Source organism: Alteribacillus sp. YIM 98480, assembly GCF_009765375.1.
Taxonomy (GTDB): Bacteria; Bacillota; Bacilli; order Bacillales; family Marinococcaceae; genus Alteribacillus.
The window spans coordinates 105,249-121,889 of record NZ_VTOK01000008.1 but is presented as its reverse complement, the minus strand read 5'-3'; the positions used below and the strand labels follow the sequence as shown (position 1 = coordinate 121,889).

Sequence of the window (16,641 nt, the reverse complement as noted above, 5' to 3'; positions counted from 1 at the left end):
GAAAATTATAAATAGTAAATAAATACTATCATCAAATAAAAACATTTAAAAGTAGAAATACAGAAAGACCTTGGGAGTGTTTTGAACGAAAATGTAAAGCAGTTTACAGAAAATATATAAAACTCGTTTCATAATTGTATTATTACCTTATGCAACGATACGTTCATTTAATTCTCTTCCCCCTTCAGAAAGGAAGTGATTATATGCTAGAAGCATTTCGTACCGAAAGACTGAATTTTCCAATTTTTAAAGAGAAAATTCAGCTTTCTAGCTGCTCACAAAGTGCAATGCATGTATCGGTAAAAGAGGCAGTTAATGATTATTTTCGCACATGGGAAGTAAATGGGATGGATTGGAAAGGGTGGATGCAAGCGTGTGAAAACGCTCGTTTGTCATTTGCCAAAATGATTAATGCAGATAAAAAGGAAGTAGCTATCGTATCCAGTGTATCTCATGCCGCTTCTAGTATTGCAACGAGTTTGATCAAAAACAATAGAAAGAAAATATTAGTTACAGAACTTGATTTTCCTACTATCGGTCATGTTTGGCAGTCGCACCGAGATTCATTTGATGTCACATTTATTAAAGGCAAAGAAAACGATTGGATAGACAAAGAAGATTATAACACCATGTTAGATGAGAACACCTTATTAGTCAGCACTTCTCATGTCTCGTATTATGATGGCTACAAACAACACTTAAAAGAAATTGCAGATGTCGTTCATCATAAAGGTGCTTATTTATTCGTCGATGCTTATCAATCTTTTGGACAATGTGAAATCGATGTGAAGAAAATGAACATAGATATGCTTGCAACAGGCCTGCAGAAATATGCATTGGGCATACCAGGCATTGCATTTTTATATATAAAAAATGAGATAGCACAATCACTAACACCTAAAATAACCGGTTGGTTTGGTCAAAGAAATCCTTTTTTATTTGACATAAGAAATACAGACTATGCCGACAGTACCGTCCGGTTTGATACGGGAACATTTCCAATGGTTAATGGGTTTGCTGCAGAGGCTGCATTAAAAGTATTAAATAAGTTTTCTATGGATGAGGTAGAAAAGAGGCTTCAATACTTATCCGGGATCGCTATTGAAGAAGCAGATAAACGAGGGCTGCAAGTCAAAAGTCCAAGAGATCTGGAACGAAAAGGGTCTAACACAGCTATATTAGTGAACAATGCTTCTGAGGCAGAGAGTCGTCTTTTAAAACAAAATATTATCCTTTCTGCTAGAAATGATGTTTTACGTATCGCTCCTCATTTTTACAATACGGAAGAGGAGGTGATAACGGCAGTAGAAGCAGTTGCCGATTTCACCACAAATCTCTAACGAAGGAGGAGTTCGACCATGTCATAGTCGGCATGGAGAGGTATCCATACGATGAATCACTGACGGTGCCTGTGTTTACCATCATAAAGGGGGTTAATTCTTTGGCGAACAAGTTGGAAAAGGATGTTCCTGTTCAAGAAGACGAGAATGTTGATCTTTTAATTAAAGAACACACGTATTTACTCCCAAGAACAAAACTAGGTTGGGTGCTTTCGACTATTGTCTTTTTTGCCTTTCTGATGGTTTATCCTGGTTTAATGGTATTTAATATAGCAGAGCCTTTCATTTTAGGTATGCCTTTTTCTTATGTGTGGCTGACGTTTTGGGTGCACGTCATCATGGCAGCAGGAATTATTGCAGCAAAAAAATTGTGGGTTTAAATAAGGGGGTTAACATGTGGAGGAAACAATTGTATCTATACTGATTGTCGTTCTCTTTACCTTTATTGTCCTTTCCATTGGTATTTTTGGCTGGGCCCGAAAACTTGATTCCACTGCCAGTGACTATTTTGTAGCTAGCAGAACGCTTGGGTTTTTCGCTTTGTTTTTCACATATACTGCCACATATCACAGCGCTTCCGCATTCTTAGGGACAGGAGGATTCTTATACCAGCATGGTATTGCGTATTGGGCTATCGGCCCTTACACACAAACGTTAGGAGCTATTCTGTTGTATATCTTCGGCAGCCGCGTTTGGCTGTTAGGAAAAAAATATGGGTTTTATACTCCAGGAGATTTGTTAGGTACTTTTTATGAAAGTAATTTCTTGAAAATTATAACAGGTATCGTTTTAGCAGCTTTTGTGATTCCGTATGTTCAGTTGCAGCTTGCCGGTGCAGGCTGGATTACCGAGTTTGTCACTTTCGGGTCTGTTCCATACACTTGGGGTGCAGTTATTCTAGGTTTAGTTGTTCTCGTGTACGTTTATCTAGGCGGCATGCGCTCTGTAGCATGGACTGATATTTTTATGGGTGTTTTTATGTTTTTTGCTATTGTTATTGGCTGCTGGGTGCTCACTAATATCATGTTTGGAGGACCGAATGAAGCATGGAAAACAGTAGCTGAGGTTGCACCTGAACAGCTGGTTCTGCCTGGAGAGCCAGGATATTTCACTTTACCAATGGCATTTTCCTGGACGGTTATCATTACTATTGGTCTAAGTGTAGCTGCCCCGCACGTGATTATGAGAATGTTTTCTGCTACTTCTATTCGTGTACTAAAGTGGGTAGCAGTGCTGTCTCCTTTGTTTCTTGTGTGGATCTATATTTCCTATGTATGGTTTGGTATCGGGACAAAAGCGTTACACCCAGGTGTTGAGTATCCTGATGAAATTTTTCCGAGGTTTTTGTTTGAACACACGCCGACTATCCTCGCAGCCCTTATTTGTGCAGGTGGTTTAGCAGCTATGCTTTCAACGGCAAACTCACAGTTGCATGCTTCTAGTGCGCTGCTTACCCGGGATGTTTTTAACACTTTAAAAAAAGATTCTAGCGAACAACAGTTATTAATGGTAGGACGTTTAGCCATATTAGTTATTTTCGTTTTTTCAGCGTATGCCGCTTTAGAGCAGCCGCCATTACTGGCAATGTTAATTGCCTTAGCTACTGGGGGGATGGCTCAAATCTTTCCTATGTTAGTGGGGGCGTTATTTTGGCCAAGAGCCACAAAGGCTGGTGCACTCTCTGGGTTTATCGTGGGATCGGTTATTATCGTGTGGTTTGAATTGGGGAGTATTAATTTATTTAATATGATGCCGGGTTTTTGGGCGCTCATTTTTAATACGTTTGTTTTTATTATCGTAAGTCTTCTCACGCGGCCGCAGCCAGCGCGATTGATTCGTCAATTCCATGGATTTTTAGATTCTGATGAAGCAAAACAAATGTTAAAACTATAATCAAGACAAAAGGAGTACGTTTCCTATGCGTCACGATATCGAATTATCATGGCCTCTATTACATGAGACCATACGCGCCCGATTATTAACTGAATTTCATGCAGACCTATGTGCGGAGATAAGAGATACATTGCCATTTAAAAGCATTCAGAGCCACGCAGTCGTTGCTGGGAAACAGATGTACTTTCCTTACCGGCTGCTTCCTTCTTCCAAATCCTTTCAATATGAAAAAATGAACGCGCAGCCTCTTGGCAGAATTAATATAGAATTGGACTTTCAATATATCGCCATGAGCTATGGGCCGATGACAGAACCTGTATCTGCACTTCCGATTGCACAAGTGATTGATGAAGATATTGAAAAATTGTGTACTGTCGGAGAGAAAGTTTGGCATAATCTTTTATACTCTGAAAATTATATCCAAGTTCTCATGAGAGAAAGCGGTGATCATCATTACGCTTGATAAAACATTAAAATTCGTTGAAGAAGTGGAGGCGGAAATTGATCATATTTGGTTAGAGGAGCCGCATGATGTTTTTGCATTAAAAAACGGATGTCTACCCTCAGGAGCGGGAATTTATAATCAATATTTTTCAGTATTAGTTATGCTGAGCGGGGAAATGAGAACACTAGCCATTCATATTTTTGCTGATTTAATAGATTTAGGGAAGAAACAGGAGTTTGAAATGATACATTTACGTTTGATGGTAAAACGAATGCTTACAATCGATTGCGGCGTCATTGGATATTTCGGTCTCCCGTCCTACGCTAATTTCTTAGACGAGTATTATGATCTAGTTGAGAAGGTAGAAACAAAAGATGAATTTTTAAAAATAACGAAAAGCATGTTCACGTTAACAAACCGTTATCAAATGTGGCTCCACCAAATCTTTCCTTGGTCGCTATCCATGTTTTTTAAACAAAAGAATCCAGAGGAGTATAAAGAGTTGTATGAAAAGCTCACACAAAAAGAGAAGAAGAGCTGACTTTTAATTGGACACAAAGCAGCTGCTATCACCGGTAGGAACGTGTTTACCTACCGGTGTTTATCATTATAATTCTTTTACATATTAGTCTTCAAAATGGAGTTTTTAAAAAGAAGGTGAGGGGCATACAACCTCTTGTTGAAAACAGTACGGATGAGAAAAGGATAGAAAAAGAAGGCTTTGTTTATTTTGCTCTATGTTTTAATTTTATCGTTACTGTAATGAATACTTCTATGTTTAATATCGCCATCCCTGATATATCAAATGATTTTTCTCTCACGCCGTTTGCAGCCTCCTGGATAGTAACGAGCTATTCTGTTGTTTTTGCTATTGGTTCGATCTGTTATGGAAGATTATCTGATCGTTTCTCTATCCGTTCATTGCTAACGTTTGGACTGATTCTTTTTGGGGTTGGATCTTTAAGCGGAGCTGCGGCCTCTAACTTTTTTATATTGGTTCTGGCTCGTCTCATTCAAGCAGCAGGGGCATCCTGTATTCCCGGCCTGGGGATGGTTTTAACCACAATATATATTCCGTCTTGCCGGCGTGGATTGGCAATGGGGAAATTGAATGCAGCAGCTATATTAGGTATGGGATTTGGCCCCTTATTAGGCGGCTTAGTCACGTACTATTTAGGCTGGTCTGCTTTATTTTTGATGACAGCTTCAGCTGCAGTCATGATTCCTGTTTATGTAAAATACCTTCCCATCGAAAAAAATTCGGATACCTCCTTTGATATAGTCGGCCTGCTATTGTTTTCTGCCGGACTTATATCACTTTTGCTGATTGTAATAAGCGGTTCCTGGTTTTTTGCTTTCGGCGCGGTTTGCTGGTTGTTTTTCCGTCTGCATATACGAAAAGTGAAAAAATCTCCCTTTATTCCTGAAAATTTAATAACGGATAAAAGATACATTCTTTCAGTTCTGCTCGGTTTTTTAGTGTTTTTTATTAATTTTTCCGTTATGTTTATCGTTCCTTTAATGATGGCTAATCTTTTCGAGTCTTCAGCCCAGGAAATTGGACTTATTATTTTTCCAGGGGCAATTGGATCTGCATTGGCTGCATTATTTATAGCCCGCTTACTTGATCGTTTTGGAGTGGCAATCATTCTAAGAATCAGTATGTTGTTTTTGTGCTTGTCGTGTTTGTTATTTTCCAGCTTTGGGTACCACTCTTCTTTGTCGGTATTATTGTTTTATATGATATCGATGCTTAGTTTTTCATCGGCAAATACAGGAATACCTAAGTATCTTTCTATGTATCTAAAGGAAAATCAGGTAGGTGTTGGGATGGGAGGATTTCAGCTTATGCAGTTTTTTGGAGGTGCGTTTGGAGCTACTGTAACGGGTAAACTATTAAATACGCTCTCCGAACGGGAGAATGCTCTACTCTTATTCTGGAGAGGGGAAGGTGTACAGTACAGTGATACCTTTCTTATTTTAACATTGCTCTCTTTTGTGGCTTTCATTATCCATTATTTTTTGCAAAAAACAATCACACAAGAATGATCGCTTTGGAATTCGTATCTTCCGGTTTCAAAATAATTTTTTGCCGCAGCTTTCTAGGTTGCGGTCTATTTGCATGCCTGAAGAGTGGTTTATATCCGCTCATCATGTAAGAGAAGAGGCCTGGATGTTATCGGATAAAAGGTGGAGCGAAAAAAGTTACATTTTGTCATTTGAGACTTTTGTATTAGATGAAGATAGTGTAATATTATTATAGGTCTTTAGTTGTTTATATGGAGGGGAAACATATGGGGAAAAAGAAGCAAGGTAGATTTTACCGGAGAGCAGCTAAATATACTGCAGCTGTTCTGTCGGCAGCTGTTATTGTACCGGCTGCTGTAAGTATGTCGGATAGCAGCTTTGAAGAAGTAGTTGAAGCAAATAACCATATTATTATTAATGATGTCGATGATTTGAAAAATATGGAAAACGATCTGAACGGAGATTATAAATTAGGTAAGGACATTGATCTTTTTGGAGAAAGCTGGGAGCCAATCGGTGACTCATCTGACCCATTCACAGGAGAGCTTGATGGAGATGGTCATGTGATCAGTCATTTAACCGTTGACGAATCGACAAACAACGTCGGTTTGTTTGGTTACATAGAAGGTGCAACTATTGAAAACTTTACGCTTCAGCATGGGGATGTAAAAGGACATCGTTATACAGGAGGCTTGGCTGGGTATGCGAATAACTCAACCATCAATGATATATCTGCTCATCATCTCACCGTTCGAGGAAATGATAATACAGGCGGATTAATCGGATTTGCTTACAATAATTCGGTGGTCCGTAACTCTTCTGTCAGCGAAGGTGTAGTAGAAGGAAAAGCGGATACAGGCGGTCTGATTGGAGACAGTAATACTTCATCAGTCTATGAATCCTACGCATCTGCAGATGTCGTTGGAACAAATCAAGTAGGCGGATTGGCAGGACACTTCCGCGGTTCTAATTCTAATATGGAAGAGGCATTTGCTATTGGGGAGGCAAATGGTGAAGTAAATGTTGGAGGCTTGATCGGAAGAGGTTATCGAGCCGCCCTAGACAATGCATACGCTACTGGAGATACAACAGGAGAAGAAAAAGTTGGTGGACTTGTCGGTTTCGCTGATGACTTTAGTGTTAATCGTGTCTACTCTACAGGGAATATTGATGGGGGTGAAACAGCAGGGGGACTTGTAGGTGAGCTGGATGGTTCCGTGTTTCGTGCGTTTGCCTTAAATCCTGAGGTGACGGGAGACAGTAAAGTCGGACGAACATTTGGCGATATGACAGGTGGAACATACTCAAGAGTCTATGCCTTGTCAGAAACAGAAGGTTCCGGGCATTCCTCCTATATGATCGATACCATAGATACGACAGAAGCACTGGAAGAGTCAACTTATTCTGATACAGGCTTTGTTTTTTCCAATGTATGGGGTATTGATGAAGAAGAGACACTGCCTTATCTGGAATTCAACCCGGCAAGAGTAGAGTATGACCCTGAAACGGGCGAATGGATTAATCAATATGTGCATCAGGAACTTATTTTTAATTGGCTGCCTATGTATAACGATGATGGTGACGAAGCGGAAGAATATCGTGTATTTAAAAATGATGCAGAAGTCGCCGTTGTAGAAAACACTTTTTATGTAGATGAAAATGCGCAAGTGGGTGAAACGAACAAATATAGTGTGGAACCGATTTTTAGTGACGGAACGACTGGGGATCCAATAGATGTCGAGCCGGAACCAGGACCGGGTGATGACGGCGGTGGAAATGATGACGGCGGTGGAAATGATGACGGCGGTGGAAATGATGACGGCGGTGGAAACGATGACGGCGGTGGAAACGATGACGGCGGTGGAAACGATGACGGCGGCGGAAACGATGACGGCGGCGGAAATGATGACGGCGGCGGAAACGATGACGGCGGCGGGAACGATGACGGCGGCGGAAACGATGACGGCGGCGGAAACGATGACGGCGGCGGAAACGATAGCGGTGGTGGAAACGATGATAATGGTGGAAACGACGACGGAGGCGGAAATGAAGGGCCAGGTACTGACGATCCCGGTACCCCAGGCAATCCTCCAGATGAACCTACGGTAGAAGAGCCAGAAGATTTAGAAGAGCCAGCTGGCCCTGGCATTGAAATAGGGTCTGATTTCATCCGTATTGCTTGGGAACCGGTTCCTGGAGCGGCTTATTATGAGCTGAACCGTGACGGAGAGACTATTTATGTGAAAGATGAGGATGGTGAAGGTCTACATTCCTACGTAGATCATCCAATAGATCCGATGGAAATGTATAATTATGAAATTATTCCGCACGACGGAGAAGGCGATGAAATCGAAGACAGTTCCATTGGCATTGATTCTATACCGAAACCAGAATTTACCAGCATGACTTATACCGATGATGGAAGCTCTGTTGATTTGGATCATGAAAATGGAGAATCGGTTTATGTCGAAGCATCTCAAGAAGAGCCAATTCAGATCACCGCTTCTTATGAAGACAATCATGATGATCTCGTATTAGAATATTATACCCAGGCCGATGGATGGACAGAATATGATGAAAATATCGAGTTAAACCAAACCGATACCGTTTATTTACGCGTACGTCTCCAAAAAGACGATGAAGAGGATCAAGTGAGTGCTTACTCTTACTTACGATTTATTTGGGAAGATGATGATCAGGATGAAAATACGGATTCTTCCTACCCAGACGAAAGTGAAACAGCAGGCTTTCAGGAAATGACACGATATAACAACTTGAATCCAGAGGGTACCGTAACGATCAAATTTACAGAAGCGCTGAATAGTGATACAGTGAATACCAATAACGTGAGAATTTTTAATGAGCATCAAGATCGCGTGAACGATGTTATAATTGAAGCAAGCGGCGACCGAATTTTTGTCCATCACGATGATTCTTTTGTACCGGGTCAATATGAAATGTTTCTCATGGAAGACATAGAAGGAGAAGACGGCGGCAATCTTACTCAAGGTGCTATCGTTACGTTCACCGTAACAGATTAATAGAGTGATCAAAGGCTTCAGCTTATGCTGGAGTCTTTTTTCTAGTTTGCTGCAAATGTAGGATAGTACATTGGAACGATACTTTAAAAAGGTAAAGAAATACTTCAATTTACACAAATCACAGTTCTATTCAAACCCTATTAGATGTTTCTTATATTTAACACATCAGCTCCTCTCTATATAGCATCTTCTGCTAGGGGTTAACATACATTCGGCTTTCTTTTTTCTTGCCTGTTTAAAGTGTATATTATATTCTTTTTATAAGAACATATGTTCCTTATTGGGAGGAGATAAAGCTATGCCCATTGATCATGACCGCTTATTTAAAGAGCTGTTGTTTAACTATTTTGAAGAGTTTATACTGTTATTTTTCCCCGACGTCTATGAAATGATTGATTTTCAAGATACCCGTTTTCTTTCCGAAGAGCTATTCACAGACGTAACCGAAGGCGCAACGTATCGTGTTGATTTGTTGGCTGAGACGCGGTTAAAAGGGGAAGATACCCTTATCATTATCCATGTTGAGCCCCAAAGTTACGTACAACATCAATTCAATGAACGAATGTTTCTTTACTTCAGCCGTTTGTATGAAACCTACCGCCGAAAGATTCTTCCCATTGCTATTTTCAGCTACGATCATATCCGGGATGAACCCGACACTTTCCAAGTTTCTTTTCCTTTTGTCAATGTACTTCAATTTCGCTTTCTCACACTTGTGTTAAAACAACAAAACTGGCGTCGTTATATTCGGTCAAACAATCCCGTAGCCGCTGCCTTACTTTCCAAAATGGGGTATACTATAGACGAACGAATTGAAGTAAAAAAAGAGTTTTTGCGCATGATTGTACGCATGAACATAAATCCGGCAAGCCAAACATTAATCACTGGCTTTTTCGAAACCTACCTCACCCTCACCCCGCCGGAAGAAGAGCAATTAATCAAAGAGGTGAAACAGATGAAAGACAAGGAAGGAGACGAAATAATGGAAGTGATGGTGTCCTATGAGCGCAGAGGTTTGGAAAGGGGAATGGAAAAAGGTATAGAAAAAGGAATAGAAGAAGGAATAGAAATAGCAGCTAGAAATATGGTGAAAAAGGGAATGGATGAAGCGATTATTTCGGAAGTGACTGGGCTTACCAAGGAAAAGATAGAAAGTCTAAAGAAAAACGATGACACGTTAAAATAAAAGCAGAGAATTTTACATTTTAACTATGACAAGTTATGTCGATATAAATAAAAAGTACATGCATGAATTTGGACTATGGGAGGTGGAAACATGGATATTGGTGCAATGTCAATGGCGATGAGCCAGGGACAAGTCAAACAGCAGGCTAGTATGTCTGTGATGAAGCAGGCGATGGAAACAGGGGAACAGCAAGGAGAATTTGTGGACAAGATGCTGGATTCTTCTGGTGGCAAGGCTGTTCAGCAAGCGGCTGAACCGCACAAAGGCAGTTCTGTCGATTTTTCGGTTTAAGAAGCCATCCGCCTTCTCCGTGTTTCGGGGAAGGCTTTTAAAGGAGTTAGAATCATGACGGAAAATCATAAAGTTTGGTGTGATGATTGCGGAAAACTGACCCCTAATATGGGGGCGGGCTTATGTGCTGATTGTTTTCCGAGCTATCGGGAGGATTTTGTGAAAGTGAGGCAGTATGTAAAAGGAACCCAAGAGGCGACAATGATCGAAACGAGTAATGCCACCGGGGTATCGATTGACCGTATACGTAAAATGGTACGGGAACGGGCAATTTCCATTAAAAATACATAATAATCTAAATATTTATCTCGTTTAACCGATATAAGTAAAAACCTATGGGGGAATGGAGGATGGGATAATGGGTTTTTCCGTATCAGGAGCGAATGGAGAGGGTATCCATTCTGCTCGTTCTTTTATTGAAGGAAAGTCATCCGAGCGTTCGATGACAGAAGAAATTCAGCACGCTGCCAAAGATCACCGGGCCGCGATGCTTGATCCGAAAGAACTGCAGGAGCAGGCAGATGGCATGAATAAAATGCTCGAAGCAAGCTACACGGATTTGAAATTCAATGTGCATGAAGATTTGGACCGTATTTATGTTCAGGTGCTCGAGCGTGAAACCGAAGAAATCGTGAGAGAAATTCCGCCTGAAAAGTTTTTAGATATGGTCGCGTCGATGCTGGAGCAGGTAGGTATTTTAGTTGACGAAAAAGCATAGGTTTCGTGAAGCAGTTCCTTTTTCGGAGCTGTTTTTTCTTTTTTTCTTTAAATATAGTAGATAGCTTCCGATATAAATAGCAGATAACAATAGAAAGAGAGACCGTGGCGGCTCTTTTTTCTATTTTAGGAGGTTACGGGTGTGCAAGTAGATAATAGAGTAACGGGTTTTGCTTCTGGGATGGACATTAACCAGCAGGTGCAGGATTTAATGCGAGTGGAACGGCAGCCACTTGTAAAAATGGAACAAGACGCTTTGAGGCTGCAATATGAAATGGAAGACTACCGGGAAATGAACCGGGAATATCAATCTTTCAGTGATTCTATTTTTGATGGAATTATTCGCCGTTCTAATACAACTGCTAAAGAAGCGATAAGCTCGAATGAAAATTTAGTAGAGGCCAGTGCTTCTGCTGACGCCAATGAAGGAAGTTATACGATTTCAAATATCACACAGTTGGCCAGCGCTGCCACGAATCAAAGTAAAGATACGAATGGAGATCCGGTTGAGGTAACGGACGATAACGGCGAACGATTGGATCCAGATGAGTCGCTTTGGGATCAATTACAAAATACAATTAATTGGGATACTGCAGATGGGGAAAACAGTGAATTTTCCTTTAACATGACGATGTATAATGAGGATGGAGCTCATACAGAGGAATTCACTTTTAGTGGAACGGATACTTTAAATGATGTGTTAGACGGCATTAATAACTCTAATGCTGGTGTAAATGCTTATTACGATGATTTTTCTGGTCAGGTAGCAATTACAAGAAGTGAGACGGGGAATTTCAACCAAAGTGGAAGTGAAATGGAATTTTCGGAAAATTTTTTAGGAAATGTTTTGAGTCTACATTCTGAGAATGAAACTGGCGGGGAAAACGCGATATTCGAAATGAATGGAATAGAAACAGAAAGAACTTCCAATACGTTTGAGGAAGATAACGTACAGTTTACCTTGAACAATACTACGACAGGTGATGAATCTGCTAGTATTAATGTGAGCGCAGATACAGAAAGTATTAAAGAAACCATCATGGGATTTGTGGAAGATTACAATGAAATGATCGAAAAAACAGATGAGAAGCTTAGTGAAGAGTATTACAGAGATTATCCTCCTCTTACAGAGGAGCAGCGCAGTGAAATGAACGAAACAGAAATTGAACAATGGGAAGAACGATCTCAAAGCGGCTATCTTCGCCGTGATAGTATTTTGACAAACGGGCTGGATACGATGCGCCAGGATATGTACGCGGAAGTAGATACCGGGGATGGCGCTGCTTTTTCGCATTTAACGGAGATTGGTATCACGACAAGCAGTGACTACCGGGAACGAGGAAAGCTGGAAGTAGACGAAACCGAATTAGAACAAGCGATTCAAGAAGATTCTGAAGCGGTGTATCAGTTGTTCTCTGCTGATGGAGAATCCTATGAAGAAAAAGGGGTAGCACGTCGCGTTCGGGAATCTCTTGATCATACGATGGATAGTATTTCCGAACGTGCCGGTGGTCCCGCCATGCCTTCTCCTGATCAATTTACAATCGGGCGTGAAATGAATAATCTCGATGATCGGATGAGTAACTTCGAACGCCGCATGCAGAAAACCGAAGAGCGTTACTGGGATCAATTTACCCGCATGGAACAAGCAATGGCAGAAGCAAATGCCCAGGCCCAGCAAATGCAGCAGCAAATGGCTGGTATGGGCGGCGGCATGATGTAAGAAGGGAACATTTATAAAGAGCAGGGCGAAATGCCTTGCTCTTATATTTTTTATTACCAATCCTTTTATTATTCTTTCATGGAAATATTTTGGATATAGGGTCTCCTCTTCAGGAATAAAACGAGTCAAATAAGGATGTGAATAATGGATATTTGGAAAATGTATGCTGTCACTTTTGTGGAAATAACTGATTTTCTTAGTCTTAGGTTTTTCTTAGCTGAAAATCTATTACGTAACGTTTATGAGAGTGCTGGTATTGCATATGTGGGCAATGTCGGAGTTGTTTGGTTTGGATTATCTTTTTTCTTGTTTTGTCTTTATTCCTTGTTTCGTTTTTTTATCCTGTCAAAAAAGAACGCGTTCCTAACCTATTTGGGCTGCTTACACGGTTGTTTCTCCTTTTGTAAGAGGAGAAATGTAACCATTAATTGAAGAGAATTCTGGTTATTTTTATCGAGTCATCTTGGATTTTTTCTCTTTATATTTTAATTTATTGCAATATTTTCGATATTTTTCATTGTATCCTAATATTCAATCATAACCGGAGATAGGCGCCTAAAAGATATCTGCCACCAATAAACTATGGATGGATCGAAACCGGTGTCCCTATTGGTATAATACTTGCTAGTTCCTCCACGTCGTGATTATACATTCGAATACATCCTCTTGATACCGCTTGACCTATCGAACTTGGGTCATTTGTTCCGTGGATTCCGTAATGCTGTTTTGATAAACTCATCCACATCGTACCAAACGGTCCTCCAGGATTAGGGGCTTTATTAATGACGATAAAATTGCCTATAGGTGTATCAAACAGTATTCTTCCCACCGCGATAGGATACTGTTTTTGCAGGACACCATCTCTTAGTAACCGCAGCCAGCGATTATTAATGGATACTTCAATCTGGTATGGAAGGGTGTAGGGATCAGGAAACCCTGGTATGACAATAGATTGACCAGGGTAAATAACATTTGGATTAATCGACGGGTTTGCACTAATGATGGCGGATAAGGGAGTGCGGTAATCCCTTGATATCTGAGTCAGTGTTTCACCGGGTTTAACTGTATGAATCAATGCAAGCACCTCCCGCTGGTTTCATTACATTTTATGTGCTTCCTTACGATTCATGATCTTCCCCGATTCAAAAAGAAGGGTACGCAGCCCTGTCTTTACGCTGGAGGTACTATTTTTGAACATAGGAGGAATTGTAGAGATGGTGCAGTTTCCTCTGGAAATATTGACATAGGAGTGAATGTCTCCATGTCAAAGAAGTAAGAACGACGATAAGCGAGCTTTTAAGTAAGTAAACGGGTAGTTCCTGCAGCCATAATATAGTAGATTAAAAACATAAAAATTTATAAAAATTGTAAGGTGGCTATTGTTTAATATAGAACTTATGTTCGTGTATAATAGAAGAAATGAAAGAATGGAGGGATCCCATGGAAGGTGTGTTGAAAAGAGCATTAGCAAGTGGGAAACCAGTGGAAATAATATATGAAGCAAAAGACGGCAGACTCAGCCATCGCCCCGTGACCGTACACCGAATGAATGAAAAAGACATATTTAGGATGGTGTCACACCAAACGCGGTCTTCGCTCTTTGAAAATGAAAAATGTATTATCGGCGATTCCTATACGAACACATTACGCCTGAAAAAGCCAGAGGGGAGACCTCTGGTTTTATTTAAAGGTAAGAAATTATAAATAGTTGGCGTTTTTGATGTCTAGCTTCAGCGCCCAGCCGCTCAGGGGCACACGAGAAAGAGGAACTTTTGCTAAAACCGCGAACGTCCTGTCGCAACGCAAAAGTCAACACCTCCTGTGCAAGCCAGTTCAGCGTTGTCACAGGACGTCCTTCCACACGATGTGGTGACTTCTACGTTGCACACTCGTCGCCAAAAACGCCACGTCCTGTGGCATTGGCGACATTAGCACATCCTATGCGTCGACGTGTGCGATCTTAGTAGAAGTTCATTTAAATTAGCTGAACGTCTTATGTCTTCCCTTTCGACTCCGGGCCGCAGGCGACCCTGCGCGAAAGCTCCAGAACCTGTCGCGGCTGACCAGGGCGCTTTTGCTTTTCTTAATTTCGAGAAATGTATATTTTACAAAGACTTCCGTCGACTGGATGTGCCATATTTTTTCAACACGTTATGAAACGCTTTATCTCCAATGTTTGCACCATGTAAAAATCAATGGGAATTTTGTACATAATTGTAAAAAAATTGTTAGTTAATATAACAGAATTATTTTTATTATCTAAATATTCAGTTAAAGTGAATGTTGAAAGGGGGGAACCAAATAGTTCTGTACAACCACGTCGTATCAATACTTTTAGGAGGAATGAAATGAAATATTCTCAATTCAATAAGGACATTACTCGAAGACAGTTTCTTAATGGATTAGGCAAAGTCGGCGGCACGGTAACTGTTTTTGGAGCTATGCAAAGTTTGGGATTATTATCAGCACCTTCTGTAAACGCAAATTCGTTTGAGCCTCCCAAACAAAGTGATTTATCTGCTGTCCAGAAAAACGGCAAACGCATTATTATTTTAGGAGGCGGGCTAGCTGGGATGGCTGCTGCTTATGAGTTAAGTAAAGCAGGCTATGATTGCCAAATCCTTGAAGCCCGGGGAAGGTCTGGCGGCAGGAATTGGACAGTTAGAAAAAATACGGAAGAAACAGACACAGACGGGGTAACTCAAAAAGCTTCCTTTGATAAGGATCTATATTTTAACGCGGGGCCTGCACGAATTCCTCAGCATCACGTCACCCTGGACTATTGCCGGGAATTGGGTGTTCCCATTGAACCATTCACCAATGTCAATGAAGCGGCCTATTACTACAATGAAGACGTTGGTTTACTATCGAATAAAAAAATTCGTAAACGTGCTGCCAAAGCGGATATGCGGGGGTATACTTCCGAACTGCTTGCAAAAGCCCTCGATCAAAACGCTTTAGATCAGCCTCTCACTTCAGAAGATAAAGAAAGACTTACTTCTTTTCTTCGATCAGAAGGTGGGCTTTCTCGAGACTTATTTTATGAAGGATCCAGTGCTCGTGGATATAACACTCTTCCTGGCGTGGATGAAGGGGTAATGGAAGACCCTTTTGACTTCAGTGCTCTTCTCCAGTCCGGTTTCGGAAATAATTTTAGTTCAGAATATAGTTTTAACCAGCAGATGATGATGTTTCAGCCAGTTGGCGGCATGGACAAAATTCCAGAAGCATTTGAAAAACAAGTGAAAAACATGATCACATTTCATACAGAAGTCCAAGAAATTCGCCAGTCAGAAGATGGTGTACGAGTCGTATACAAAGACCGTTCGTCCCGACCCAAAGAAATCAACGGGGATTATTGCATATGCACGATTCCTCTTCCAGTACTTAAAGATATTCCAGCTGATTTCAGCTCTGAAATGGCAGAAGCTATTAAAAGTATTAACTATGCAAGTACCGGTAAAATTGCCTTGCAGTTTAAAAGAAGGTTTTGGGAAGAAGACGAAAACATTTATGGCGGTATGACAAACACCAATATGGATATCACTCAAATATGGTACCCGTCCTCTGATTATTTGTCCCAGAAAGGCATTTTAGTCGGATATTATAATTTCGGTGAAAATGCTGAAAAAATTGGTGACCTATCCATAAAGGAACGAGAAGCCCATGCCATAAAACAAGGGACAAAAATTCATCCTGCGTATCCCGATGAATTTGAGAACTCCTTTTCTGTAGCATGGCATAAAGTGAAATATAATCTTGGCGGCTGGGCTAGCTACAGCCAGGAAGATCGAGAAAGGTATTATCCAGTTCTTAAAGAGCCGGATGGGCGAATTTATATTGCCGGAGAGCATTTGAGTTATTACACGGGGTGGATGGCTGGAGCATTTGAATCGGCCCAATACGTGGTCGACAAAATCCATCAGCGTGTCATAAAAGAAGAGCCAGTTACGTCCAATGCTAGTTAATTAACAATA

The 16,641-nt window shown here is 40.8% G+C and carries 15 protein-coding genes; 14 read left to right on the top strand and 1 reads right to left on the bottom strand.

Going from position 1 to position 16,641, the window contains the following annotated elements; genetic code table 11:
- Window positions 1-203 precede the first annotated feature (203 nt).
- The 12 genes from FZF09_RS11800 to FZF09_RS11745 all read left to right on the top strand — a co-directional run bounded on the left by FZF09_RS11800 (window position 204) and on the right by FZF09_RS11745 (window position 12,664).
- Window positions 204-1,340, top strand: coding sequence for an aminotransferase class V-fold PLP-dependent enzyme (locus FZF09_RS11800; protein ID WP_158736795.1), 1,137 nt, complete (start codon window positions 204-206; stop codon window positions 1,338-1,340).
- 101 nt (window positions 1,341-1,441) lie between these two features.
- Window positions 1,442-1,720, top strand: a complete 279-nt coding sequence (locus FZF09_RS11795; protein ID WP_158736794.1) for a hypothetical protein — start codon at window positions 1,442-1,444, stop codon at window positions 1,718-1,720.
- Between the two features lie 16 nt (window positions 1,721-1,736).
- Complete coding sequence (locus FZF09_RS11790) at window positions 1,737-3,233, top strand: sodium:solute symporter family protein (protein WP_158736793.1); 1,497 nt, start codon at window positions 1,737-1,739, stop codon at window positions 3,231-3,233.
- Window positions 3,234-3,258: 25 nt separating this feature from the next.
- Window positions 3,259-3,696, top strand: a complete 438-nt coding sequence (locus tag FZF09_RS11785) for a hypothetical protein (protein ID WP_158736792.1) — start codon at window positions 3,259-3,261, stop codon at window positions 3,694-3,696.
- A complete protein-coding gene (locus FZF09_RS11780; RefSeq protein ID WP_158736791.1) occupies window positions 3,677-4,219 on the top strand; it encodes a cucumopine synthase-related protein in 543 nt (180 codons plus the stop codon). Before FZF09_RS11785 ends, FZF09_RS11780 begins: the two co-directional genes overlap by 20 nt.
- 116 nt (window positions 4,220-4,335) lie before the next feature.
- Window positions 4,336-5,727, top strand: a complete 1,392-nt coding sequence (locus tag FZF09_RS11775; protein ID WP_158736790.1) for an MFS transporter — start codon at window positions 4,336-4,338, stop codon at window positions 5,725-5,727.
- A 245-nt stretch (window positions 5,728-5,972) separates the two neighbouring features.
- A complete protein-coding gene (locus FZF09_RS11770) occupies window positions 5,973-8,747 on the top strand; it encodes a ZmpA/ZmpB/ZmpC family metallo-endopeptidase-related protein (protein WP_158736789.1) in 2,775 nt (924 codons plus the stop codon).
- 298 nt (window positions 8,748-9,045) lie between these two features.
- A complete protein-coding gene (locus FZF09_RS11765) occupies window positions 9,046-9,933 on the top strand; it encodes an RpnC/YadD family protein (protein ID WP_158736788.1) in 888 nt (295 codons plus the stop codon).
- Window positions 9,934-10,023: 90 nt separating this feature from the next.
- Entirely contained in the window at window positions 10,024-10,224 is a 201-nt protein-coding gene (locus FZF09_RS11760) for a YjfB family protein (RefSeq protein WP_158736787.1), read from the top strand.
- A gap of 54 nt (window positions 10,225-10,278) precedes the next feature.
- Entirely contained in the window at window positions 10,279-10,515 is a 237-nt protein-coding gene (locus tag FZF09_RS11755) for a hypothetical protein (protein WP_158736786.1), read from the top strand.
- A 67-nt stretch (window positions 10,516-10,582) separates the two neighbouring features.
- The gene (locus FZF09_RS11750; RefSeq protein ID WP_158736785.1) at window positions 10,583-10,942 is read left to right on the top strand and encodes a flagellar protein FlaG; all 360 of its coding nucleotides are present in this window, start codon (window positions 10,583-10,585) and stop codon (window positions 10,940-10,942) included.
- 141 nt (window positions 10,943-11,083) lie between these two features.
- On the top strand, window positions 11,084-12,664 hold the full coding sequence (locus tag FZF09_RS11745) for a flagellar hook-associated protein 2 (RefSeq protein WP_158736784.1): 1,581 nt from the start codon (window positions 11,084-11,086) through the stop codon (window positions 12,662-12,664).
- A 580-nt stretch (window positions 12,665-13,244) separates the two neighbouring features.
- On the opposite strand, the gene FZF09_RS11740 is transcribed toward FZF09_RS11745, so the two are convergent.
- Window positions 13,245-13,739 carry a L,D-transpeptidase family protein gene (locus tag FZF09_RS11740; RefSeq protein ID WP_158736783.1) on the bottom strand — a complete coding sequence of 165 codons (495 nt, stop codon included), beginning with the start codon at window positions 13,737-13,739 and terminating at the stop codon, window positions 13,245-13,247.
- A gap of 365 nt (window positions 13,740-14,104) precedes the next feature.
- Here FZF09_RS11740 and FZF09_RS11735 point away from each other — a divergent pair, with 365 nt between their 5' ends.
- Together FZF09_RS11735 and FZF09_RS11730 are read left to right on the top strand one after the other, a co-directional pair.
- Window positions 14,105-14,368 (top strand): hypothetical protein, encoded by a 264-nt coding sequence (locus FZF09_RS11735; RefSeq protein ID WP_158736782.1) that lies wholly within the window; start codon window positions 14,105-14,107, stop codon window positions 14,366-14,368.
- 644 nt (window positions 14,369-15,012) lie between these two features.
- Window positions 15,013-16,632 carry a flavin monoamine oxidase family protein gene (locus FZF09_RS11730; protein WP_158736781.1) on the top strand — a complete coding sequence of 540 codons (1,620 nt, stop codon included), beginning with the start codon at window positions 15,013-15,015 and terminating at the stop codon, window positions 16,630-16,632.
- Window positions 16,633-16,641 lie beyond the last annotated feature (9 nt).

Bases quoted from the DNA above. Each gene is read 5' to 3' on its own strand.
- FZF09_RS11760 (WP_158736787.1), top strand. From the start codon at position 10,024: ATGGATATTGGTGCAATGTCAATGGCGATGAGCCAGGGACAAGTCAAA.
- FZF09_RS11800 (WP_158736795.1), top strand. From the start codon at position 204: ATGCTAGAAGCATTTCGTACCGAAAGACTGAATTTTCCAATTTTTAAA.
- FZF09_RS11785 (WP_158736792.1), top strand. From the start codon at position 3,259: ATGCGTCACGATATCGAATTATCATGGCCTCTATTACATGAGACCATA.
- FZF09_RS11730 (WP_158736781.1), top strand. From the start codon at position 15,013: ATGAAATATTCTCAATTCAATAAGGACATTACTCGAAGACAGTTTCTT.
- FZF09_RS11755 (WP_158736786.1), top strand. From the start codon at position 10,279: ATGACGGAAAATCATAAAGTTTGGTGTGATGATTGCGGAAAACTGACC.
- FZF09_RS11735 (WP_158736782.1), top strand. From the start codon at position 14,105: ATGGAAGGTGTGTTGAAAAGAGCATTAGCAAGTGGGAAACCAGTGGAA.
- FZF09_RS11750 (WP_158736785.1), top strand. From the start codon at position 10,583: ATGGGTTTTTCCGTATCAGGAGCGAATGGAGAGGGTATCCATTCTGCT.
- FZF09_RS11765 (WP_158736788.1), top strand. From the start codon at position 9,046: ATGCCCATTGATCATGACCGCTTATTTAAAGAGCTGTTGTTTAACTAT.
- FZF09_RS11770 (WP_158736789.1), top strand. From the start codon at position 5,973: ATGGGGAAAAAGAAGCAAGGTAGATTTTACCGGAGAGCAGCTAAATAT.